Origin of the sequence: Pseudomonas sp. RC10 (assembly GCF_038397775.1) — a bacterium.
Taxonomy (GTDB): Bacteria; Pseudomonadota; Gammaproteobacteria; order Pseudomonadales; family Pseudomonadaceae; genus Aquipseudomonas; species Aquipseudomonas bambusae.
On the sequence record NZ_CP151650.1, the window covers coordinates 5,903,772 to 5,925,737 of the forward strand.

Here is a 21,966-nt window from a genome sequence, read left to right on the forward strand (position 1 = left end):
CGACATGACTCACATCGCGTTTCAACCTGTCAAATCAGAGCATCGGTGCTAAAAATTCGGGAGGACCTGCGAAATCGAGCTAAGACCGGGCATTGTCAGCCCAAAGCAAAACACTGTATAAATAACCAGACAAATCGCTTGGGAGCCGCCCTAATGTTGGTGCACCTGTCCATACATAACTACGCCATCGTGGAACACCTCGACCTCGAACTGGATCGCGGCATGAGTGTGATCACCGGGGAAACCGGTGCCGGCAAGTCGATCATGCTCGACGCACTGGGCCTGACGCTCGGGGATCGTGCCGACAGCGGCGTTGTTAGACCGGGCGCTGATAAGGCCGACATTTTGGCCACGTTCGACGTTTCCGATATTCCGGAAGCTCGCGTCTGGCTGTCCGAGCGCGATCTGGAAACCGACGGGCCGTGTATTTTGCGCCGGGTCATCACCGCTGAAGGCCGCTCACGCTCTTATATAAACGGTACGCCCTGCCCTCAAGGCGACCTCAAGGCGTTGGGCGAATTGCTCATCGATATTCACAGCCAACATGAACATCAATCGCTGCTGAAAACTGATACGCACCGTCGGCTGTTGGACGAATACGCGGGCGCTACCGATCTGGCGCGGCAGGTTCAGCTTGCGGCACAGCGCTGGCGCCAAACGCGTCATGAGCTGGAACGCCTTGCCAATTCCGGCGATGAACAGCGCGCCAAGCACCAGCTACTGAGTTATCAGCTTGAAGAGCTTGAAGGCTTGAGCCTGGGCGAGAACGAGCTGGAACAGCTGGAACAGGAACACACGACCCTGACCAACGCCGAAAGCTTGCTGGGCATTTGTCGTCAGGTGGTCGAGCTGTGCAGCGAAAGCGATTCGGGCAACGCACTGAATGCCCTGACCGCCAGCCTGAATCGTTTGACCAGCGTGAACAACTCCCCTGATGCGCTGAACGAGGCGACCAACCTGCTCTCCAGCGCGCAGATTCAGGTCGAAGAAGCGGTAGGCGAAATCAATCGTTTCCTCGATCGTTTCGAAGCCGATCCGGCACGCCTGCAACAGATTGAAGAACGTCTGGACACGATCTACACGCTGGCCAGGAAACACCGCGTGCAACCCACCGAGGTGCCTGCGCTGCATCAAAAGCTGCTGGATGAGATCGAAACGCTTAACGCCAATGACGAGGCAATTGAGCGACTCGAACATGAACTGGGTTCTTACGCCCGTCATTACCAAGAGAAAGCGCGCGAGCTGAGCGACCTGCGTCATCGCGCAGCGCCTGAACTCGCCCATGCGGTCGAGCATGAGATTCAACGACTGGGCATGCCGGGCGGCCGCTTCAACATCGAGCTCAAGACCAACGCCGACAAAGAGCTGTCACCTAACGGTCTGGAGCAAGTGGAATTGCTGGTCAGCGCAAACCCCGGCCAGCCCCTCAAGGCGTTGGCGAAGGTCGCGTCGGGTGGCGAACTGTCGCGGATCAGCCTGGCGATTCAGGTCATCACGGCTCAAACCTCAAGGGTGCCGACGCTGGTGTTCGACGAAGTCGATGTGGGTATCGGTGGCCCTACGGCTGAGATTGTCGGGCAACTGCTGCGTCGCTTGGGTGAGCGCGGGCAGGTCATGACCGTGACGCACTTGCCGCAAGTGGCGGCGCAGGGGCATCAGCACCTGTTCGTGCACAAGGTTCGCGATGAAGCGGTCACGCGTACGGCGGTTTCCAAGCTCAGCAAGAACGAGCGGGTGGAGGAAGTAGCGAGGATGCTGGGCGGGATCGACCTGACGAAAGAGTCGTTGGCCCATGCGAAGAAAATGGTGGTCGCGTCGAAGTCTTGATATAGACGGCACGATTTCCTGCCGGTGAGGCGCCTCTGTTGGCAATGCAATCCCTGTGGGAGCGAATTCATTCGCTCCCACAGGGGACCAGCACGAAGCCGTGTTTACTATCGGCATCGAACCCGAAAACAACAAAGGCGACCCCAAGGTCGCCTTTGTCTTTGTATCCGAAAAAAACTTACGCTTTTTTCTTGCGTACGTAGAGCACCAGATTGTGATCCACCAGCTCGAAGCCGTGTTTGACCACAATGGCTTTTTGCAGCTTCTCGATTTCTTCGTCGAAGAATTCGATCACCTCGCCGGATTCCACATTGACCATATGGTCGTGGTGGCCTCCGTCGGCCAGTTCGAACACGGCGTGACCGCCGTCGAAGTTGTGGCGAACCACCAATCCGGCTGCTTCGAACTGAGTCAAAACACGGTAAACCGTCGCCAGACCGACGTCTTCGTTGGCCTCCATCAGTGCCTTGTAGACGTCCTCCGCGCTCATGTGGCGCTGCTCTGCAGAATCGAGCATTTGAAGGATCTTGACCCGTGGCAGAGTCACTTTAAGTCCAGCTTTGCGTAGTTCGCTATTTTCAACCATGGTCAGCTTTCTCGCAGACGCTGCTTCGCAGCTTCTCTTAATGCAGGTATGATCGGGGTTTACGTTGTCCCAGCCAAGATAGTGGAAGTCGCCCACCGATGCAAAACACCAAGCTCTTGCTAACCAGTTTCACCTTCGTGGGACTGCTCGCACTCGCCGGTTGTTCATTCCCCGGGGTTTATAAAATCGACATCCAACAGGGCAATGTCGTCACGCAAGACATGATAGACCAGTTGCGCCCCGGAATGACCCGACGGCAAGTACGGTTTATCATGGGCAACCCCTTGTTGACCGACACCTTCCACCCTGATCGCTGGGACTATCTGTACAGCTTGCAGCCCGGTGGCGGTGAACGCCAACAGGAGCGCATCAGCCTGATCTTCAATGGTAGCGATCAACTGGCGAGCCTTTCTGGCGACTTCAAGCCAGGCGTGTCTCGCGACGAAGCGATCCTCGGAAAGCCGAGCGACACCAACGTCACCCCCGAAAACACGGGCGATCAGCCGAAGAAAGAAGAGCCGCCGAAGCCTGGCTCCCTGCTGGAACAGATCCAGAACGACGTCGACAAGGTCGAGACCGTGCCCGTCCCGACTCAGGAACCGCTGGACACCAATCCACGCTGATCCTTACCGCCGGACTCAAAACGGCGGTACAAAAAAGCCCGGCAATGCCGGGCTTTTTTACGTCTGACGAATCGGGGCGATGCAAAACTTAAATCGATTTCTGCTCTTTTTTCGCCTTCGCCGCCTTCTCGGCACGTAAACGACGCACCTCTTTTGGGTCAGCGAGCAAAGGACGGTAGATCTCGACCCGATCACCCTCTTCCAGCTGTCGCGTTTGAGGATCGCTGACCACCTTGCCGAAAAGGCCCATCGGGCAGTGGGTCACGTCCAGCCCGACGAACTGCTCGGCGATCCCCGACGCCTCGACCGCTCCAAACACTGTCGTCCCCGCAGGCACCTCAAGCGCGATCAACGCCTGACGTTCGGCAGTGGCATACACCACTTCGACGCGAATCATTGGCTCAGCCATACAACTCTTTGGCGCGCTGGCAAAACGCATCGACCAGCGTGTTCGCCGCCTGATTGAACAGAGGGCCAAGCGTCGCGCGCACGATGGAACCGGAGTAATCGAAGGACAGGTCGAGGCTGATCTTGCAGGCCTTCTCATTGAGGGCCTTGAAGGTCCAGACGCCATGCAATTGACTGAACGGCCCTTCTTCAAGGTTCATCTCGATGCCCTGCCCCGGCGTCAACGTATTGCGCGTCACGAAATGCTGGCTCAAGCCACCCTTGGCGACTTCAACCCGCGCGCGCATGGCCGTGTCGCTCTGCTCAAGCACCGTGGCGCCGGAACACCATGGCAGGAATTCCGAATAGCGAGCCACATCGTTGACCAGGTCGTACAGCGCCTGTGCGGGATAGGGCAACAGGGCCGAACGTTGAATATGCGTAGTCATGTCAGCGTCATTTCCAAAGCTGAGCGGCAAACACAATCAGAATGCCGATCGGCGCTACATAGCGCATCAAAAAGAACGTCAGAGCGAACAAGACCGGACTGCGCACGGACAATTCATCGCGCACGGCCTCACGGCCCATCACCCAACCTGCGAAGATCACAAAGCACAAACCACCCAGCGGCAGCATGATTCGCGACGTGAAGAAATCGATCACGCCGAAGAAGTCCAGGCCCGCCGTCGCACCCCACTGGTAGAGGTGAAACGCGCCGCCTTCGTTCACGAAAAATTTGGCCTGCTTCCAGATGTTGAACGAGAACACCGTGCCCAGTCCCACGAACCAGCAGATGAATGACAGCCAGAACGTGACCCAGCCACGGCGCACTTTAGTGCGTTCCACGAGGTACGCGACCATCGGTTCCAGCAGCGAAATCGCCGAACTCCAGGCCGCCACCGCGACGAGGATAAAGAACACCACACCCATCACGGTGCCGAACGCTACGTTACCAAACGCGTAAGGCAAGGTGACGAACATCAAGCCTGGGCCCTCGCTCGGGTTCAGGCCCGCCGCGAAAACAATTGGAAACAAAGCAAGACCCGCCAGCAACGAGACGAAGGTGTCCAGCAGAGCCACGCCCACAACGGTTGCACTGATCGAGGCTTCCTTGGTCATGTAGGCGCCGTAAATCATGATCGAACCGACGCCCACGCTCAGCGAGAAAAATGCGTGCCCCATCGCTGGCAGCAAGCCTTCCATGATCTGCTCGGGCTTGAAGTCGAACATGAAATGCACGCCTTCCATGAAATGCCCGGTGGTCAGGCTGTAGCCCAACAGGATCACCATCAGCACGAACAGCAGCGGCATGAGGATGCGCAGACTGCGCTCAAGCCCCGCATTCACGCCCTTCGCGATAGTGATCGCAGACAGGACCATGAACAGCGTGTGCCACGCCACCATGCGCCACGGATCGGCGATCAGCTCACCGAAAAACGCGCCAACGCCATCGGGCGTGACCGACTGAAAATCGCCCTTGCCCACATCGACGATGTACTCCAGCGACCAGCCGCCCACCACACTGTAAAAAGAAAGAATCAGTAGCGCGGTGATCATCCCGGCGAACGCGCCCCAAGACCATTTACCCGAGTGGCCCGACTCCCGCGCCAGCACCTTCAAGGCGTTGGCGGGACTTTGCCGGGCGCGGCGACCGATCAGGGTCTCGGCCATCATCACCGGAATGCCGATCAGCGCGATGCACGCCAGGAACACCAGCACGAACGCACCGCCGCCGTAGACGCCGACCATGTAGGGGAATTTCCATATACTGCCCAAACCCACGGCAGAGCCGGTTGCGGCCAGGATAAAAACCCAGCGACTCGCCCAGCTACCATGGACTGAAACCTTGTCCGTCGACATCGTTGACACGTCCCGCACCCAAAAAAGATCGCGCATTGTCCGGGATTCACTCAACGCGCTCAAGCACACAGCATCCCCATAGCCGAGAGCACCGTTGATCCCTATAATGCGTCGCCTATGGCCAAGCTCAAGAAACACCCCACAGGGACCATCGCGCAGAACAAGAAGGCGCGACACGATTACTTCATCGAACACAAGTTCGAGGCCGGTCTGGTCCTGGCCGGTTGGGAAGTAAAAAGCCTGCGTGCCACCAAGGTGCAGCTGGTAGACAGTTACGTGCTGCTCAAGGACGGTGAGGCATGGCTGATGGGCTGCCATATCACACCGCTGACGACTGCAAGCACCCACGTCATCGCTGACCCGACACGCACCCGTAAACTGCTGCTCAACAAGCGCGAGCTGGAACGGCTCAATGCCTCCGTCGCGCAAAAAGGCTACACCGCTGTCGCCCTCTCGATTTACTGGAAGGCGCACTTGATCAAGTGCGAAATCGCCTTGGGTAAAGGTAAGAAGGAATACGACAAGCGCGACACCGAGCGTGAACGCGACTCCAATCGCGAGCTGCAACGCGCGGTGCGGAACAAGGGCAAGGAAGAGTGAGTCTTTCCGGGTGACCCACACAGCCCGGCTGACGTACACGCACCACCTGTAGGAGCGAATTCATTCGCGATTCGTCGGTACAGCCGATACACATCTGTCGCCTGTGCGGCGGTCTCGCGAATAAATTCGCTCCTACAGTGTTATCCGGCGCCTCAAATCCCGTTCCGCCGCTCAGCCCGTGCCGTGCGCTGCACCTGCTGACGCACCTCTTCCAGCACTTCCTGCACGTACAGCAAATGACGGCTCGACACCTCGCGGGCATCGTCCGCTCGACCTTCGATGATCGCCAGGTACAACTCGCGGTGCTGGGTGATCAGCATGTCGCGGGTTTCGGTGCGTTGCTTGTACATCCCGCCGATGTTGGTCACGACGTTACGCTTGAGCAGGTCGAACAACCCGCGAATGGTGTGCAGCAAAACAGCATTGTGGCTGGCCTCGGCGATAGCCAAATGAAAATTCGCATCCGCCGCGCCTTCTTCCGCACGGCTGACTTCATCGACCCGGCTGTAGCAATCCTGCAGCGCATCAAATGCCTCGCGCAGACGCGTGCGATCAACGTCCGTCGCCCGAACGGCCGCGTAATAAGCGCAAGACGCCTCCAGCGTGTGCCGAAACTCTAGCAAATCACGCTGCGCATCGGTGCTGCTTTCCAGCAGATGGAGCAGAGGGTCGCTGAACGTTGAACCCAAACTCTCGACGACGTAATTGCCCCCGCCCTGCCGGCTGACCAGCAACCCTTTGGCGGTGAGCTTCTGAATGGCCTCGCGCAGCGACGGGCGAGACACGCCGAATTGCTCGGCCAACGCGCGTTCGGCAGGCAAACGCCCACCCGCCTTGAGCGTGCCTTCGAGAATCATTCGTTCGAGTTGCTCGACAATATCGTCAGACAATCGGCGCTGACGCACCTGATCAAAGCCCATACCGCTCACTCCACCTCTCCAGCTGCCCCCGTCCGACATGCCAGCGGGGGCGCACATTCTCGCCGATTGCAGTCAGACATTCACCCGGCAGATGTCGGAGAAATCACCGTTTCAGGAAAAAACCGGGATAGCTGCTACAAAAGTTCTACGGTCACAAATTGACACATCAATGCCAAGGCTTTTAACCTAGCGCCAAGACATTGTAAATTGGTATTACCAATTTACAATGCCGACGCATCGGACTGACCTTCGATACGTTGCAAGCCGTTCTGGCGGAGAAGGGCTTGAGCTGGTGAGCTGTGCGATTCGTTCGTCAGCACCGGCAGGACGACAGTCGTCGCTTGCAGGAGCCGCGCACGTGAGACATGGACACCGGGCCTAATCAAAAAACAACTAGGGGCCTCACACATGCAAACCTGGCAACAGCTCTACACACCACTCGGCAGCCTGGGCTTGTCGGCGCTGGTCGCAGTCATTCCGATTGCATTCTTCTTTCTGGCACTGGCCGTCTTCCGGCTCAAAGGGCACATCGCGGGCACCATTACCCTGTTGCTGGCTGTGCTGATTGCGATTTTCGGCTTCCAGATGCCCGCAGACATGGCCATCGCTTCGGCGGTCTACGGCTTTCTGTACGGCCTGTGGCCCATCGCCTGGATCATCATCGCGGCGGTATTCCTCTACAAACTCACCGTTAAAAGCGGCCAATTCGAGATCATTCGCAGTTCGGTCATGTCGATCACCGACGACCAGCGCTTGCAGGTCTTGCTCATCGGTTTCTGCTTCGGCGCCTTTCTGGAAGGCGCCGCAGGTTTCGGTGCACCTGTAGCGATCACCGCTGCCTTGCTCGTCGGCCTGGGCCTGAACCCGCTGTATGCAGCGGGCCTTTGCCTGATCGCCAACACGGCGCCCGTGGCTTTTGGCGCGTTGGGGATTCCGATCATCGTAGCGGGCCAAGTCTCGGGCATTGACGCGTTCAAGATCGGCGCCATGGCAGGCCGTCAATTGCCGTTGCTGTCGGTGTTCGTACCGTTCTGGTTGATGTTCATGATGGACGGCGTCAAAGGCGTGAAGGAAACCTGGCCAGCAGCACTGGTGGCAGGCGGCAGCTTCGCGGTCACTCAGTACCTGACGTCCAACTTCATCGGCCCTGAACTGCCGGACATCACCTCGGCGCTGGTCAGCCTGGTCGCCCTGACGTTCTTCCTCAAAATCTGGCAACCGGCCCACGCCAGTGATGCGCAAGTCGCCAGCACAGCCGGCGGCGCAGCGGTGATGAGCGGCGGCCCCGGCGGTTTCGGTCAGCCACGCACGACCCGCAAATCCCCTTACTCAGTCGGCACGATTTTCAAGGCGTGGTCTCCGTTCCTGATCCTGACCGTGGTCGTGACGATCTGGACACTCAAACCCTTCAAGGCACTCTTCGCCGCTGGCGGCGCGCTGCAAGCGTTGACCATGAACTTCCCGGTTCCGCACCTGGACCAACTGGTCATGAAGATGGCGCCTATTGTGGCAAACCCGACCGCCATGCCCGCCGTGTACAAGTTCGATTTGCTGGCGGCATCCGGCAGCGCGATTCTGATTTCCGCGATTCTGGCGATGATCGTCCTGCGCATCGGCGTTCAAACTGGTCTGACCACTTTTAAAGAAACGCTGATCGAACTGCGCTGGGCCATCGTCTCCATCGGCATGGTGCTGGCGTTCGCCTTCGTCATGAACTACTCCGGCATGTCGACGACCTTGGCGCTGGTGTTGGCCGCCACAGGCTCCGCGTTCCCGTTCTTCTCGCCGTTCCTCGGCTGGCTTGGCGTGTTCCTGACCGGCTCCGACACCTCGTCCAACGCACTGTTTGGCTCACTGCAAGCCACCACCGCGCACCAAGTTGGCGTGAGTGACGTGCTGATGGTGGCCGCGAACTCCAGCGGTGGCGTGACCGGGAAGATGATCTCCCCGCAATCCATCGCCGTGGCGTGTGCGGCAACCGGGCTGGTGGGCAAGGAATCGGATCTGTTCCGTTTCACCCTCAAGCACAGCCTGTTCTTCGCTGCCATCGTCGGCTGCATCACGTACGCTCAGGCTTACTGGTTCACAGGCATGCTCGTTCATTAACGAAGAAAGCGCCGGGCGTGGAGGCTCACGCCCGGTTGCAGTTCCGCTCACTCAACGTTGCGAGACACCATGATCATTTCTGCCGCTACTGATTATCGCGCCGCTGCCCAGCGCAAGCTGCCGCCCTTCCTGTTTCACTACGCCGACGGTGGGGCCTACGCCGAACACACCCTGCGGCACAACGTTTCGGACCTCGCGAGCATCGCACTGCGTCAGCGCGTGCTGAAAAACATGTCCGAACTGAGCCTGCAAACCACTCTGTTCAACGAAACCCTGAGCATGCCAGTGGTGCTGGCACCGATCGGCCTCTGTGGCATGTATGCCCGTCGCGGCGAGGTCCAGGCCGCACGTGCCGCTGCCGCCAAAGGCATCCCGTTTACGATGTCCACCGTGTCACTGTGCCCGATCGAAGAGGTCGCCCCGGCCATCGACCGCCCCATGTGGTTTCAGCTTTATGTATTGAAAGACCGGGGCTTCATGCGCAATGCCCTTGAGCGCGCCAAGGCCGCCGGGGTCAAGACGCTGGTGTTCACAGTGGACATGCCCGTCCCCGGCGCCCGCTACCGCGACCTGCATTCCGGCATGAGCGGCAAGAGCGGCCCGATCCGCCGCGTGCTGCAAGCCATGACTCACCCGCAATGGGCGTGGGACGTTGGCGTCAACGGCCGCCCTCACGACTTGGGCAACGTTTCAGCCTATCGCGGCAACCCCACCGGCCTCACCGACTACATCGCCTGGCTGGGCAATAACTTCGACCCGTCCATTTCGTGGAAAGACCTGGAATGGATTCGCGAATTCTGGGACGGCCCGATGATCATCAAAGGCATTCTCGACCCCGAAGACGCCCGCGACGCCGTGAAATTCGGCGCCGACGGCATCGTCGTCTCGAACCACGGAGGCCGCCAGCTCGACGGCGTGCTTTCCAGCGCCCGCGCCTTGCCTGCCATTGCCGACGCGGTGAAAGGCGAGATCAAGATCCTCGCCGACTCCGGCATCCGCAGCGGTCTCGACGTGGTGCGCATGATCGCCCTTGGCGCCGACACTGTGCTGATCGGTCGCGCCTTCCTCTATGCCCTCGCCACTCACGGTGAGGCGGGCGTGAAGCACCTGCTCGACCTGTTCGAAAAAGAGATGCGTGTCGCGATGGTGCTGACCGGCGCCAAATCCATCAGTGAAATCACCCGCGAGTCCCTCGTGCGTGAATCGCTGATTTCGTAAGTTTCGACCCATACAGCCCACGCACGCGGCGCGTCAGACGTCGCGGCAGATGAGGAAGACCGCATGAGCCTCCCCGCCTCCTTCCTGGCCGATGTGAAGCGCCTGATCCCTGCCGGACGCCGGTTCGACGACCCGCTGTCGACGCTGGCCTTCGGCACCGACGCCAGCTTTTATCGGCTGATTCCCAAGCTGGTCATCCGCGTCGAGTCCGAAGACGAAGTCGTGACACTGCTCAAGCTCGCGCAGGTCGACCGAGTTCCTGTCACCTTTCGCGCAGCAGGCACGAGCCTGTCGGGTCAGGCCATCAGCGACTCCGTCTTACTGGTGCTCGGCGATAACTGGAACGGCCGGGAAATCCGCGGTCGAGGGGAGCAGATTCGCCTGCAACCGGGCGTAATCGGCGCGCAAGCCAACGCCTGGCTGACGCCGTTCGGGCGCAAGATCGGTCCGGACCCAGCCTCGATCAACGCCGCCAAAATCGGCGGCATCGTCGCGAACAATTCCAGCGGCATGTGCTGCGGCACCGCGCAAAACACCTATCACACGCTGGCCGGGATTCGTCTGGTGCTGGCGGATGGCACGCGTATCGACACCGAAGACCCGCAGAGCATCGCGGCCTTCCGCGCCAGCCACGGCGACCTGCTGGAACGCCTCGCAGAACTGGGCCGCGAGACCCGCGCCAACACTGAATTGGCCGCCAGGATTCGCCACAAATACCGCCTGAAAAACACCACCGGCTTATCGCTTAACGCTCTGGTCGATTTCGAGGAGCCACTGGATATTCTGAGCCACCTGCTGGTCGGTTCCGAAGGCACGCTGGGGTTCATCAGCGCGGTCACCTACGACACCGTGCCCGATCACCCGAACAAAGCCTCGGCGCTGATTGTGTTTCCGGATGTGGAAACCTGCTGCAACGCCGTGACGGTCCTGAAAACCCAGCCAGTGTCCGCCGTCGAATTGCTCGACCGACGCAGCATGCGCTCAGTGCAAAACAAACCGGGGATGCCGCCGTTCGTGCGCGAGCTGTCGGAAAACGCCTGCGCCTTGCTCATCGAAGCCCGGACCGCGACACAGCCTCTGCTGCACGAACAACTGGCGCAGATCATGGCGTCCATCGCTCATTTCCCGGTCGAGAAGCAGGTCGATTTCACCGAAGACCCTGTCGAAAACGCCCGGCTGTGGGCGATCCGCAAAGACACGTTTCCTGCCGTCGGCGCCGTGCGTGAAACCGGCACCACCGTGATCATCGAGGACGTGACCTTCCCCGTCGAGCAACTGGCCATTGGCGTGCGTCGGCTGATCGAGTTGTTCGACAAACACCATTACGACGAGGCGATCCTCTTCGGCCATGCGCTGGAGGGCAACCTGCATTTTGTCTTCACCCAAGGTTTCAACGACCCTCAGGAAGTGGCCCGTTATTCGGCGTTCATGGACGACGTCACGCAACTCGTTGCCGTCGAATTCAACGGCTCGCTCAAGGCCGAACACGGCACTGGGCGCAACATGGCGCCCTTCGTCGAGCTGGAGTGGGGCAGCGACGCCTACCAATTGATGTGGCAACTCAAACGGCTGCTCGACCCTAACGGCATTCTCAACCCGGACGTCGTGCTCAGCGAAGACCCGCAGATTCACCTCAAGCACCTCAAGCCCATGCCCGCTGCCGATGAAATCGTCGACAAATGCATCGAGTGCGGCTTCTGCGAACCGGTCTGTCCGTCCAAAGGACTGACCCTCAGCCCGCGCCAGCGCATCGTCATGTGGCGCGACATTCAGGCAAAAAAACGCGCAGGCACCGACACCACCGAATTGGAGCGCGATTACCACTACCAAGGCATCGACACCTGCGCCGCGACCGGCTTGTGCGCGCAACGTTGCCCGGTGGGCATTAACACTGGCGAGCTGGTGAAAAAGTTGCGAGCCCAAGAAGCGACTCACGGCAAAACCGCTGGCTGGCTGGCCGAGCACTTCACCACCGCACTGAAGGGCGCACGCTTCACGCTGCATGCTGCCAACGGGGCGCGCATGCTGCTGGGGGCGCCACGGCTGGCGAAAGTTTCTGCCGCGCTGACCAAGGCGTCGTCGGGTCGCGTCCCGCAATGGACCCCCGCCATGCCGCAGCCGGAAAACGCCATTCGCTTCACCCCGCCCGTGGAAGATCAGCGCCCTCGCGTGGTGTACCTCGCCGCCTGTGTCTCCCGCGTCATGGGCCCTGCCGCAACCGACCACGAGCAAATGTCGCTGATGGACAAAACACGCGGTCTGCTGGAGAAAGCGGGCTACCAAGTGATCTTCCCGGACGATCAGGACAGCCTCTGCTGTGGGCAGCCGTTCGCGTCGAAAGGTTATCCCGACCAAGCCGAAGAGAAGCGCCAACAACTGCTCGCCGCGCTGACCAAAGCCAGCCGTGGCGGCCTCGACCCCATCTATTGCGACACCAGCCCATGCACACTAAGGCTGGTCCAAGATCTGAAAGACACCCGGCTCGACCTCTACGACCCCGTGCGCTTCATCCGCACGCACCTGCTCGACAAACTGGAATTCACGCCGCAACAGGAAGCCATCGCCGTCCACGTCACCTGCAGCACTCAACACCTGGGAGAGAGCCACGCGCTGATCGAACTCGCCCGCCTTTGCAGCGTCAACGTGGTCATCCCTGAAGGCATCCACTGCTGCGGGTTTGCGGGTGACAAAGGCTTCACCACACCTGAGCTCAACGCCCACTCGCTACGCACCCTGAAAGACGCGGTTCAGTACTGCACCGAAGGCATCTCAACCAGCCGCACCTGCGAGATCGGCCTCTCGCAGCATGGCGGGATCGACTACCACGGTCTGGTCTACCTCGTGGATCGCGTCACCCGACCAAGAACCGCTTGATGCACACAAATGGGGCGACGTTCGCCCCATTTCGCTGAAACATGTTGCAACATGGCTTTTTCCCAGCATTCGCAAAATAAATAGAACCCCTGCGTTGACCGACAGTCCATCTCTTTAAGCGCCACACACGACAGGCGCTTATTCCTCCATCTCGGAGATCGGCCCCGATTGAGCGGCCACACCGAGTCAACAGGCTCAAGGAGATACACATGAAGCGCACAGCACTGACTGGTCTGTTTCTTACCGCTGCACTGTTGGGTTCCCCGGTATTCGCTGCCGACGACCTGTGTGGCGCCAACCTGCAAACGCTGAAGGATGCTCATACATCCACGAGCACCAACATGAGCGCAGACACCAAAGACGAACTGGAAAAAACCTTGACCGCTGCCACCGCTGCGCAAAAAGCCGGTGATGACAAGAAGTGCATCGAGCTCACCACAAAAGAAATCACCACCCTCAAAACCGGCGGCGACGGCTCCGACGGCGGCAACGCCAAGTAAGGCGCTACGAGCACTGCAGCCAGCCTTTGGGCTGGCGTGGTGACGCGGCTTGAGGCCCGGAGTCGACGTATCCCATTGATTCGGGTACACTCCGCAGCCTGACTGCTAGAGCAGCAGAATTGGGGCCGATTAGGATTCGACGCCGGTGATGAAACTCTAGGGGCATGCCGACTTGGTAACAGAAGTCGTAAATCCACTGTTGCAACTTTCTATAGTTGCCAATGACGAAACCTACGGGGAACAAGCTCTCGCTGCGTAAGCGGCGCTAGCCTTCCTTCTGGTAGCTTCGGCTCCAGCAATCATCAGGGGATGCCTGTAAACCCAAAATGATTGTCATACAGAACAGGATCGCCGTGCAGTACGCTGTGGACGAATCGGCTAAAACTTACACAGCTCGCCCAAAGCACCCTGCCCGTCGGGTCGCTGAGGGTTAACTTAATAGACACGGCTAAGCATGTAGGCCCGAAAGCGGAGTACTGGCGGACGGGGGTTCAAATCCCCCCGGCTCCACCAAATCTGACAGAGAAGACGTCTTAGGACGTCTTTTTTTGTGTCTGCGATCCAGTAAATACGCGGCCTCCAGCGCTTTTGCGGTCTTTTGAGAGTTTTTGAGTTCCAGCCGTCCGGGTATTCCAGGCGGTATTCCACCTCACCCGGTGATAATCTTTGGAACACCGAGTCAGTGCTGAGGAGAATCTCATGCCTGCTCAAAACCTCCGCCTCTCCGATCGACAGCTCAAGGGAGTCAAATCCGCGTCCAAGGATTACGTCCTCACTGACGGTGATGGTTTGCAGCTACGAGTACGCAGCAACGGCTCGTTGTTGTGGAACTTCAATTACCGCGAACCAGTGACCAAGAAGCGCATCAACATCGGCTTTGGGACCTACCCCTAACTGTCACTGGCGAACGCACGAAAGAAGGCAGTCGAAGCCCGCGAGTTGCTCGCCCAAGGCATCGATCCGAAGGTGCAACGCAATACGTTGAATGAGGCCAAGCGCGCAGAAACGGAACACACCTTCGAGAACGTGGCCACCGCCTGGTTCCAGCTCAAGAAAGACTCGGTCACCCCGGCCTACGCGGAGGACATTTTTTGGCGTTCGCTCACACTGCATGTGCTCCCCGACTTGAGGACGACACCACTGGCGAAAATCACCGCGCCGATGGTGATTGGGTTGCTTCGTCCTATCGAAGCGAAAGGCAGCCTAGAAACGGTGAAGCGTCTTAGCCAACGGCTTAACGAGATCATGACCTACGGCGTAAATTCCGGCCTGATCTTCGCCAACCCACTCAGCGGCATCAGGGCAGTATTCAAGAAGCCCAAGAAAGAGAACATGGCTGCGCTTCCACCCGAAGAGCTCCCGGAGCTCATGCTGGAGATCGCGAACGCCAGCATCAAACGCACCACCCGCTGCCTGATCGAATGGCAGTTGCACACCATGACTCGCCCCGCCGAGGCGGCGACGACTCGCTGGGCAGACATCGACTTTGAAAGGCGTGTCTGGACGATCCCACCGGAGCGTATGAAGAAGCGCCGCCCACACAGCATCCCGTTGAGTGATCATGCTGTCGCACTATTGGAGTCACTGAAGACTCACAGCGGCCATCGCGAATACGTCTTCCCGGCAGACAGAAATCCACGCACCCACGCCAATAGCCAAACGGCCAACATGGCGTTGAAACGTATGGGCTTCCAGGATCGGTTGGTCAGCCACGGCATGCGCTCGATGGCGAGCACCATCTTGAATGAACATGGCTGGGACCCGGAGCTCATTGAGGTCGCACTGGCGCATGTCGACAAGGATGAGGTGCGCAGCGCCTACAACCGAGCCGACTACATCGAGCGCCGGCGTCCCATGATGGCTTGGTGGAGTGAGTACATTCAGAAAGCCGCCACCGGCAGTCTCCTTGCCTCAGCATACGGCCAAGTCAGAGACAAGAACGTGGTGCCGATACGCTAGCGCTATGCAGGCGCAATAACCGCAGCAACAACTGAGCGTTCAAGATTCAGGGCGAGCAGCCTCGCTTATCCGCTTCTCAGCGCGGGTCCATCCAAACAGGGCTGCAAAGCCGCCCTGTTTGGATGGACCTCACTTTGAAGAGCTATAAGCCACGACGTTGTCCGGGTTTTACCACGGAATTCCACCGATGGATAACCGCTTTTCACGTCCCCAAGAGCGCTGAATTTCGTCCCTTGACCGGGTTTATCCACAGGCGTAGAACTGGCTGTGCAAACGCTGTCGATGACAGCACCCCAGGTGACCCGAACCTTAAAGGTCACACCGCTCTCGCGGTGGTTCTCCCCAAGGGCGATTAGCATTCGGCAGCTCGCCCGGTCACTGCCCATGTGATGGATGCTCTTACACATACGGCGCTCGTGCGCCAATACACCGTACCCAGCTGCCCTGCAGCAACCTATCCGCTTGGCCGACTATTGCGCCAACCTGTGCCCGTCTCTTTCTATGGAAAGAGACGGGCACTTCTAACACTGCTGCAGCCCTTATCGTACATGGCTTTGCGGCATTCCCCCTCGTGACAATCGGCGTGACAAACGCCGATGTCACCAGCAACAGCCTTGTAGATGATGGTGCCGCAGACCACGGAATGGACTGCACCTGACTGACAGTCAGGCATGCCCCGGTCATCGCATTGCTGCCTGCACATGGCTCAGGATCTTCAGGCGCAGGTCTCGTCAGCCAGCGCTGCCTCCACCCGCCCACCGGTAACGGTGCTCAGGAGGCCAGATCATGAGATGCCCTTGCTCCCGGACGTAAGGAGCCGCCAGTCCCGCGTAGCGGACATTCCCCACAGGTCGCAGGGGCCTTGATCCCTGATAACACTCAACATTCTTGGCGGGATGACGTGGGGCGAGGATCGGAGAACTGGCGATGAGGTGATTCGACATGGCATTGGTGGGTAGACGCGATGGCCGTAATTTCGGCTATGGCAGGCAGTTGAGCTACGCGGGACCGCAAGCGCTGAAAGACATGTCCGGTGGCGGTCATTACGGCACGGTCAAAGCGCACTGTGATCGGTGGCAGGCATTCGTGAAGTGGTGTCGCTCCGAACAAGGGCCCGGTATCAATGATGCGCGGCTGATTGATCGGAAGGTATTGGCGGACTATGCGGCGTATCTGCGCGATGCGGTTGAGTGCGATAGCCTCGCCATCAGCACCGCACAAAACCGCCTATCCAGCGTTAACAGGACAATGGCGGCGCTGCGCGGTGATCAGTGTGTGAAATTACCCAGTCCGAGCAAGGCGTTGGGAATGCAACGCACCGGGATTCGCCACTCAGTACCGCAGGGCCAAGACCGCAGACAGGTTAAGCAGATTGTCGATGCGCTTTGCCGCAATCATCAGCTACGGGCCGCTGCAATCGTTCTGTTGGCCCGAGCCACCGGCATGCGCTTGCGTGAGGCCATCCTAGCCGATTTGCCACGGCTGAGCCGTGAGGCTAACGGCCTAGGCAGGATTAACATTCAGGACGGCACCAAAGGCGGCCGCGCCGGCGCCTCGGCGCCACGTTGGATTGCGGTGAACGACCATGTTCGAGGCGCCCTTGAGTTTGCACGGCAAGTGTCGCCTTTGGGTAGTCGCAACCTGATCGCACCCCATCAAACCTATCTGAATGTCCTGCAAGAGTTCATCCGCCCTGCGCGGGACATCCTGCATGCACACAAGCTGAAAGGCTTCCATGAGTTACGAGCGGCGTACGCATGTGAGCGCTATGAGCAAATCACCCAACACCGCGCGCCTATCAACGGTGGCCAGTGTCGCCAGGTAGATAGGAGCCTTGATCGTGAGGCACGACGGCAAATTAGCTATGAGCTGGGGCATGCTCGGATAGATGTGGTCGCTGCCTATGTAGGAGGTCGCAGATGAATAAGGTATTCGATATGGAGCTGTTCTTGGCTGCGGTGCTGAAGGGCTCACACGCAACTCGGCAACGCCATGTGCGACAGGCGAAGATCATCCAGGCTGAGATTGCAGAGCGCTGGCAGCGAGAAACGCCCTGGGTTTGGCAGAAGAAGCATGTGACTTGGTTCCTTGAGAAGCGCCTAGCGCGACGCAGCAACGCAACGCGGTATTACTACCTCCTAACATTGCGACTGCTCGCTCTTCGTTTAGAAAAGTCATGGGTATGAATATGGTAGGGCATTGAGATCAGCAATTTGGCTAACTACTCCGCCCTGTCGAGCGCCGCCGTATTAAAGCGCTAGCCCAAAAGCGGGGGAACCCTCCGATCGGCGTGATCAAAGATCGCTGGATCGAAGGTTTTGGCGATATAAGCCAAGGTTTGCAGGGAAACGAATCAGGCATCAACCGTTACGGCGGCGAGCGTTTGTATGTAATGTTAGCTGCGCACGGCCACGCTCAAGCATGGCCGGTTATTTAGATATCTGGTAATCCAACGCCGAGTGCAGCTACAACCCAGAGCCCATAGAAGGGCCTCTGACAGGTATATAACTCCGGAGAAGTTCCCCCTTTAACACTACGCCATCATCAGATTCAATCAATCACTTCAGATCGCGGCAAACTCAAAGAAACCTCACGAAACGCGAGTAGAGCCGCTTCGAGATGATCAATGATCTCTTGCTGCAATACATCCGGTGGCGGCAGGTCATCCAAGTTGTCTAGGCTATCGTCTTTCAGCCAGAAAATATCTAGACTGGCCTTGTCGCGGCTGATTAAGTCTTCGTAGCTAAAGTACCTGAAGCGTTCGGTTTCCTGCCGCTCAAAACGGTTTTCTGGGTGGTAGCAGGTGATGAAATCTTGCAGGTCGTCCAGCTTCAGCGTGCGCGTCTTCAGCGTGAAGTGTTTGTTGGTGCGCAGGTCGAAGAACCAGACGCCCTTGGTGTGCACACGCCCGTCTTTGGGCGCGCTGTCGAAGAACACCACGTTCGCTTTCACGCCCTGGGCATAAAAGATGCCCGTGGGCAGGCGTAGCACCGTGTGTACATCGCAGTTCTCCAGCAACTTCTTGCGGATCTTTTCGCCTGCGCCGCCTTCAAACAGCACGTTGTCGGGTAACACCACAGCGGCTTTGCCGTCCACCTTCAGCATGCTAACGATGTGCTGCAAGAAGTTAAGCTGCTTGTTCGACGTGGTTTCCCAGAAATCCTGCCGCTCGTAGGTCAGCGCCTCTTTGTCTTCCTCGCCCTCTTCATTGGTGATGGTCATGCTGCTCTTCTTGCCGAAGGGCGGGTTGGCCAGCACGTAATCCACTTTCAATTTGGGCTCAGTGATCAACGCATCTGAACGCGCCACTAAGGGCTCACCATCCAACTCGCCAACGTTGTGCAAAAAAAGATTCATCAAACACATGCGTCGGGTGTTTGGCACAATCTCGTTGCCGTGGAAGGTCTTGTCGCGCAGGAATTCCTTTTGTGACTTGTTGAGCTTGGCTCCGGGCCGCGTCAACCAGTTGTATGCTCCCAGGAAAAAACCGCCTGTGCCGCAGGCCGGATCCGCAATGGTTTTCATCGGCTCGGGGCGCACGCAGGCCACAATCGCCTCGATGAGCGCGCGTGGTGTGAAGTATTGGCCCGCGCCGCTCTTGGTGTCTTCCGCGTTCTTCTGCAGCAGGCCTTCATACAGATCGCCCTTGGTGTCAGCCCCCAGGCTGATCCAGCTTTCGGCATCAATCAGCTGTACCAGACGCGAAAGCTTGGCCGGGTCTTGAATCTTGTTCTGCGCCTTGAAGAAAATAGCGCCAAGCATGCCGGACCCTTGTCCCAGCTTGTGCAGCGTAGCCAGGTAATGCGCTTCCAGCGGTTCGCCCACTTTGGAGGTCAGACTGGCCCAGTCATAGCCCTTCGGGATGTGAGTATCGCGGTTGTAGGGCTCCTGCGCGTATTCGTGCGCCAGCTTCAGGAAAAGCAAGTAAGTGAGCTGTTCCAGGTAGTCTCCATAGCCCACGCCGTCGTCGCGCAGGGTGTGGCAGAAATTCCAGACTTTCTGGACGAGGGAGTTGGTATTCATAAAAGTGACTCCACCCAAGCCTTATCGCGATGTGTGCCAATGGCAGATCGGAAAAAGCTCGCGTATTCGTGTTCAGAGGAAAGATGTTTTTTCAGTTCAGCAATGACGGCAGGATTGGCTGCATCGCCTACGACAGCAAGCAACGTGGCGAGTGTCTGCCACCGACTGCGTTTGTCCTCAGGGCTGTTCCATTCATTGAACCCAAGACGGTCAATCGTATACCGCGCACGCTGGAATTCCCAAGTTCCAGTTGGAGCCACTGGCTTGACCTCGCCGTCTATACCGTGGGCTAGCAGTTCGCAGTCAGCAAACACGCACGGGTCCAATAGCATAGGCAGCTCCGCATCCAAAGGGGCTGCGGGTAGCGAGCAACGCTTTGCCTCATCCTGAATCGGAAACTCATTGGCTTTACCATGCAGGGTGTCACCCTCGTCTTTCTCTGGACGATTGCACCGTTGGCACGAAAGGCGGAAGTTCCACCATTCATAAGCCAGCCAGAAGTATCCGTTATGATCAGCCAACTTGACCCCATCCACTGTAATGCCCAATTTGGGCCGAAAGTGGTCGACATCAAAAGGCGCGCGCGCGCTTTTCGCTTCGCAGTACCAACACTTTTCTCCGCTGGCATTTGCGAGCCACTTTTTGAGCAAGCCCCAGCTACCGTTCTTCTTGATGTAAGCGGAGCGGAGATCATGCGAGGCCAACGCCCCAACCGTCGTTATTCTTCTGGAGTAGATTTTGGGCCAGCGCGCGGGCAAATGAGGTGGCAATGGAATCAGAATGAACCTCAATTCTGCCCCTCCTGCAAACTGCGCAGCAGGCTTTGCACTAAGGCATCGAGAGCCTTTTGTTTGTTATCTGGCGTGACAACGGCACCCTCGATATCGCCATCTGCAGCCAAATCAAATCTTGCACGAAGATACTCTTGCTCCAACCGGTCACGCGAAGCGAAGTTGAAGTCCAGACCTTCTAGCCGCTGGCGGATGTCTATCAACTTCTTCCGTTCAGCCTCGCTGAGAGGCTGCTGCTGGGTGGCGAGTTGATGCAATGCCAACAGGTCGTCATTAGTGGCTTTGTCCAAGCTGGTGCCCAAGCCGAACATATCGCTGGTTACGATGCCAGCGAAGCCCATGCCTTTAGGGTCGACGGCCGGGTTCTCCGCGCGCACCGTGCGGTTGTCTGTTTCGCGGTACAGTATTTGAACTTGTTCCTTGACCAGTTCTGCAATGGCCAAGGGGTTGTGAGTCGTCAGCACGATATGGCTGTTATCTTGGCCGTCACTGTTCTGCCCGACAAATGATTTCAGGTAGTTGAGGTAGTCCACACACCACCGTGGATTCAAGTGCGTGTCGGGTTCATCCAGCAAGAACAGGCTTTCATCTTCAGCGGTAAAGCGCAGCAAGCCTAACACCGTCAGCAACTGCTGTTCACCCTCGCTGAGCTCACGAAACGTCACGCTGCCGTCGTTTTTCTTCAGACGCACGCGGATGCGCACCTCCTCGATCAATTCGGAGACGTAGGTACTTTCCAAGTCACGAAAGAACTCATTTGCTGGCTGACTACCTACAAGATCTCTCAGCGACTCCACATCCTTTATATACAGGTATTTATATTCACGCTCAGATGTGTTTTTGTTCCATATGGACTTCTTCAACTTCCTTTTGATTGTGATCGGCGCCAGCGCCACCTTCATCAGCCGATCTAAGAACCGCTGAACCAATCCTCTTGCGTACCAGAATCTAGGGTCTCCCTCTTTCGAACTCCAAGGCGGGTCACGCAAGACAAAAAGAACGGACTCGATCCCATTATCTGGATCAATACCAAGTTCCGCCGCCAAAAAATCTTTCACTTTCTGGTCAGGCCGGATCAGGAATGCAAGAAGAACAAACTGGCTGTGGACAGGCAAAGCATAGAAGAGTCGCTTTGGCGCTGGGTCAGTCTCCGAATCTAGAAGATCCTTGTAATAGGTCTCCAGGTAAGGACGAAAAACCTCATACATACGCGGGCTCTCACCCGAGTAGTAGCTGAACACGTAGCGTGGCAAGTACTCGTTATTCGCACTCAAGAAGGCAGTGAGCTTGATAGACTCACCCTGTGGTGACTTGTCAGCATCGCCTTCAAAGTCAAAGACGCTATGGCCCAAGTCGCGCTGCTTGATTTGCCTGGCATCAGCGACGCGAATAAGAAAAGCATCCCTCTTGCGGTCCGGGTCGGCATCAATTTGAATGTGGCGCAGGCTCTCGCCTGAACCCATGCGGTATGCCAACTTAAAGGCAAAGACGGGGCTGCGCTTCTTAGCAATCAAATCTCTGAAGATGAGAGCTAGCGCTTCTAGCACGTTCGATTTACCAGTGCCGTTCCAGCCAATTACTACCGTGACCCAGTGATCCTCCTCGAAATCGATGGTGACGTTTTTCAAGTTCTTAAACTGGTGGGTCGGGCTGTCTTTCGCGCTGCCGATGGTGAGCTTATCGAGGCGCATG

17 protein-coding genes, 1 other RNA gene and 1 pseudogene are annotated in these 21,966 nt (G+C 58.0%); 11 read left to right on the plus strand and 8 right to left on the minus strand.

Going from position 1 to position 21,966, the window contains the following annotated elements:
- The first annotated feature begins 153 nt into the window (after nt 1-153).
- Nucleotides 154-1,827, plus strand: coding sequence for a DNA repair protein RecN (gene recN, locus AAEO81_RS26605; RefSeq protein WP_341959975.1), 1,674 nt, complete (start codon nt 154-156; stop codon nt 1,825-1,827).
- Nucleotides 1,828-2,005: 178 nt separating this feature from the next.
- Here the strand turns inward: recN and fur are convergent, their stop codons facing one another.
- The gene (gene fur, locus AAEO81_RS26610; protein ID WP_110951407.1) at nt 2,006-2,413 is read right to left on the minus strand and encodes a ferric iron uptake transcriptional regulator; all 408 of its coding nucleotides are present in this window, start codon (nt 2,411-2,413) and stop codon (nt 2,006-2,008) included.
- Between the two features lie 98 nt (nt 2,414-2,511).
- Here fur and AAEO81_RS26615 point away from each other — a divergent pair, with 98 nt between their 5' ends.
- Nucleotides 2,512-3,036: an outer membrane protein assembly factor BamE gene (locus AAEO81_RS26615; protein WP_341959978.1), complete on the plus strand. Its 525-nt coding sequence runs from the start codon at nt 2,512-2,514 to the stop codon at nt 3,034-3,036.
- Between the two features lie 88 nt (nt 3,037-3,124).
- Here the strand turns inward: AAEO81_RS26615 and AAEO81_RS26620 are convergent, their stop codons facing one another.
- From AAEO81_RS26620 to AAEO81_RS26630, 3 genes are read right to left on the minus strand one after another with little or no spacing between them, the layout of a single operon-like run.
- Complete coding sequence (locus AAEO81_RS26620; RefSeq protein ID WP_341959979.1) at nt 3,125-3,445, minus strand: RnfH family protein; 321 nt, start codon at nt 3,443-3,445, stop codon at nt 3,125-3,127.
- Nucleotides 3,438-3,872: a type II toxin-antitoxin system RatA family toxin gene (locus AAEO81_RS26625; protein ID WP_166597074.1), complete on the minus strand. Its 435-nt coding sequence runs from the start codon at nt 3,870-3,872 to the stop codon at nt 3,438-3,440. Before AAEO81_RS26625 ends, AAEO81_RS26620 begins: the two co-directional genes overlap by 8 nt.
- Before the next feature lie 7 nt (nt 3,873-3,879).
- Nucleotides 3,880-5,283 (minus strand): sodium-dependent transporter, encoded by a 1,404-nt coding sequence (locus tag AAEO81_RS26630; protein ID WP_341959982.1) that lies wholly within the window; start codon nt 5,281-5,283, stop codon nt 3,880-3,882.
- 117 nt (nt 5,284-5,400) lie between these two features.
- Between AAEO81_RS26630 and smpB the strand changes: the two genes are divergently transcribed.
- Complete coding sequence (smpB, locus tag AAEO81_RS26635) at nt 5,401-5,883, plus strand: SsrA-binding protein SmpB (protein ID WP_166597076.1); 483 nt, start codon at nt 5,401-5,403, stop codon at nt 5,881-5,883.
- A 152-nt stretch (nt 5,884-6,035) separates the two neighbouring features.
- On the opposite strand, the gene AAEO81_RS26640 is transcribed toward smpB, so the two are convergent.
- The gene (locus AAEO81_RS26640) at nt 6,036-6,803 is read right to left on the minus strand and encodes a GntR family transcriptional regulator (RefSeq protein ID WP_166597077.1); all 768 of its coding nucleotides are present in this window, start codon (nt 6,801-6,803) and stop codon (nt 6,036-6,038) included.
- 408 nt (nt 6,804-7,211) lie between these two features.
- Here AAEO81_RS26640 and AAEO81_RS26645 point away from each other — a divergent pair, with 408 nt between their 5' ends.
- From AAEO81_RS26645 to AAEO81_RS26680, 8 genes and pseudogenes are all read left to right on the plus strand, one after another.
- Nucleotides 7,212-8,909 carry a lactate permease LctP family transporter gene (locus AAEO81_RS26645; protein WP_341959985.1) on the plus strand — a complete coding sequence of 566 codons (1,698 nt, stop codon included), beginning with the start codon at nt 7,212-7,214 and terminating at the stop codon, nt 8,907-8,909.
- A 69-nt stretch (nt 8,910-8,978) separates the two neighbouring features.
- Nucleotides 8,979-10,127, plus strand: a complete 1,149-nt coding sequence (gene lldD, locus AAEO81_RS26650) for an FMN-dependent L-lactate dehydrogenase LldD (protein WP_341959986.1) — start codon at nt 8,979-8,981, stop codon at nt 10,125-10,127.
- A 63-nt stretch (nt 10,128-10,190) separates the two neighbouring features.
- On the plus strand, nt 10,191-13,001 hold the full coding sequence (locus tag AAEO81_RS26655) for an FAD-binding and (Fe-S)-binding domain-containing protein (protein WP_341959987.1): 2,811 nt from the start codon (nt 10,191-10,193) through the stop codon (nt 12,999-13,001).
- Between the two features lie 209 nt (nt 13,002-13,210).
- Nucleotides 13,211-13,501 carry a hypothetical protein gene (locus AAEO81_RS26660; RefSeq protein WP_166597081.1) on the plus strand — a complete coding sequence of 97 codons (291 nt, stop codon included), beginning with the start codon at nt 13,211-13,213 and terminating at the stop codon, nt 13,499-13,501.
- 121 nt (nt 13,502-13,622) lie between these two features.
- Nucleotides 13,623-14,014, plus strand: a transfer-messenger RNA (tmRNA) gene (gene ssrA / locus AAEO81_RS26665).
- Nucleotides 14,015-14,200: 186 nt separating this feature from the next.
- Nucleotides 14,201-15,460 (plus strand): annotated as a pseudogene (locus AAEO81_RS26670) (integrase domain-containing protein).
- A gap of 942 nt (nt 15,461-16,402) precedes the next feature.
- Nucleotides 16,403-17,383: an integrase domain-containing protein gene (locus AAEO81_RS26675; RefSeq protein ID WP_341959988.1), complete on the plus strand. Its 981-nt coding sequence runs from the start codon at nt 16,403-16,405 to the stop codon at nt 17,381-17,383.
- Complete coding sequence (locus AAEO81_RS26680; RefSeq protein ID WP_341959989.1) at nt 17,380-17,646, plus strand: hypothetical protein; 267 nt, start codon at nt 17,380-17,382, stop codon at nt 17,644-17,646. Before AAEO81_RS26675 ends, AAEO81_RS26680 begins: the two co-directional genes overlap by 4 nt.
- A gap of 364 nt (nt 17,647-18,010) precedes the next feature.
- On the opposite strand, the gene AAEO81_RS26685 is transcribed toward AAEO81_RS26680, so the two are convergent.
- From AAEO81_RS26685 to AAEO81_RS26695, 3 genes are read right to left on the minus strand one after another with little or no spacing between them, the layout of a single operon-like run.
- On the minus strand, nt 18,011-19,483 hold the full coding sequence (locus AAEO81_RS26685; RefSeq protein WP_341959990.1) for a class I SAM-dependent DNA methyltransferase: 1,473 nt from the start codon (nt 19,481-19,483) through the stop codon (nt 18,011-18,013).
- Complete coding sequence (locus AAEO81_RS26690; protein ID WP_341959991.1) at nt 19,480-20,274, minus strand: HNH endonuclease signature motif containing protein; 795 nt, start codon at nt 20,272-20,274, stop codon at nt 19,480-19,482. The genes AAEO81_RS26685 and AAEO81_RS26690 overlap by 4 nt, the downstream gene beginning before the upstream one ends.
- Nucleotides 20,271-21,965 carry an ATP-binding protein gene (locus AAEO81_RS26695; protein WP_341959992.1) on the minus strand — a complete coding sequence of 565 codons (1,695 nt, stop codon included), beginning with the start codon at nt 21,963-21,965 and terminating at the stop codon, nt 20,271-20,273. Before AAEO81_RS26695 ends, AAEO81_RS26690 begins: the two co-directional genes overlap by 4 nt.
- Nucleotide 21,966 lies beyond the last annotated feature (1 nt).

What these genes read in the sequence shown, in the direction of transcription:
- AAEO81_RS26620 (WP_341959979.1), bottom strand. Translation starts at nt 3,445, where the DNA reads ATGGCTGAGCCAATGATTCGCGTCGAAGTGGTGTATGCCACTGCCGAA.
- AAEO81_RS26655 (WP_341959987.1), top strand. Translation starts at nt 10,191, where the DNA reads ATGAGCCTCCCCGCCTCCTTCCTGGCCGATGTGAAGCGCCTGATCCCT.
- AAEO81_RS26695 (WP_341959992.1), bottom strand. Translation starts at nt 21,965, where the DNA reads ATGCGCCTCGATAAGCTCACCATCGGCAGCGCGAAAGACAGCCCGACC.
- AAEO81_RS26615 (WP_341959978.1), top strand. Translation starts at nt 2,512, where the DNA reads ATGCAAAACACCAAGCTCTTGCTAACCAGTTTCACCTTCGTGGGACTG.
- AAEO81_RS26680 (WP_341959989.1), top strand. Translation starts at nt 17,380, where the DNA reads ATGAATAAGGTATTCGATATGGAGCTGTTCTTGGCTGCGGTGCTGAAG.
- AAEO81_RS26685 (WP_341959990.1), bottom strand. Translation starts at nt 19,483, where the DNA reads ATGAATACCAACTCCCTCGTCCAGAAAGTCTGGAATTTCTGCCACACC.
- AAEO81_RS26660 (WP_166597081.1), top strand. Translation starts at nt 13,211, where the DNA reads ATGAAGCGCACAGCACTGACTGGTCTGTTTCTTACCGCTGCACTGTTG.
- smpB (WP_166597076.1), top strand. Translation starts at nt 5,401, where the DNA reads ATGGCCAAGCTCAAGAAACACCCCACAGGGACCATCGCGCAGAACAAG.
- AAEO81_RS26630 (WP_341959982.1), bottom strand. Translation starts at nt 5,283, where the DNA reads ATGTCGACGGACAAGGTTTCAGTCCATGGTAGCTGGGCGAGTCGCTGG.
- recN (WP_341959975.1), top strand. Translation starts at nt 154, where the DNA reads ATGTTGGTGCACCTGTCCATACATAACTACGCCATCGTGGAACACCTC.
- fur (WP_110951407.1), bottom strand. Translation starts at nt 2,413, where the DNA reads ATGGTTGAAAATAGCGAACTACGCAAAGCTGGACTTAAAGTGACTCTG.
- AAEO81_RS26675 (WP_341959988.1), top strand. Translation starts at nt 16,403, where the DNA reads ATGGCATTGGTGGGTAGACGCGATGGCCGTAATTTCGGCTATGGCAGG.
- AAEO81_RS26625 (WP_166597074.1), bottom strand. Translation starts at nt 3,872, where the DNA reads ATGACTACGCATATTCAACGTTCGGCCCTGTTGCCCTATCCCGCACAG.
- AAEO81_RS26640 (WP_166597077.1), bottom strand. Translation starts at nt 6,803, where the DNA reads ATGGGCTTTGATCAGGTGCGTCAGCGCCGATTGTCTGACGATATTGTC.
- lldD (WP_341959986.1), top strand. Translation starts at nt 8,979, where the DNA reads ATGATCATTTCTGCCGCTACTGATTATCGCGCCGCTGCCCAGCGCAAG.
- AAEO81_RS26645 (WP_341959985.1), top strand. Translation starts at nt 7,212, where the DNA reads ATGCAAACCTGGCAACAGCTCTACACACCACTCGGCAGCCTGGGCTTG.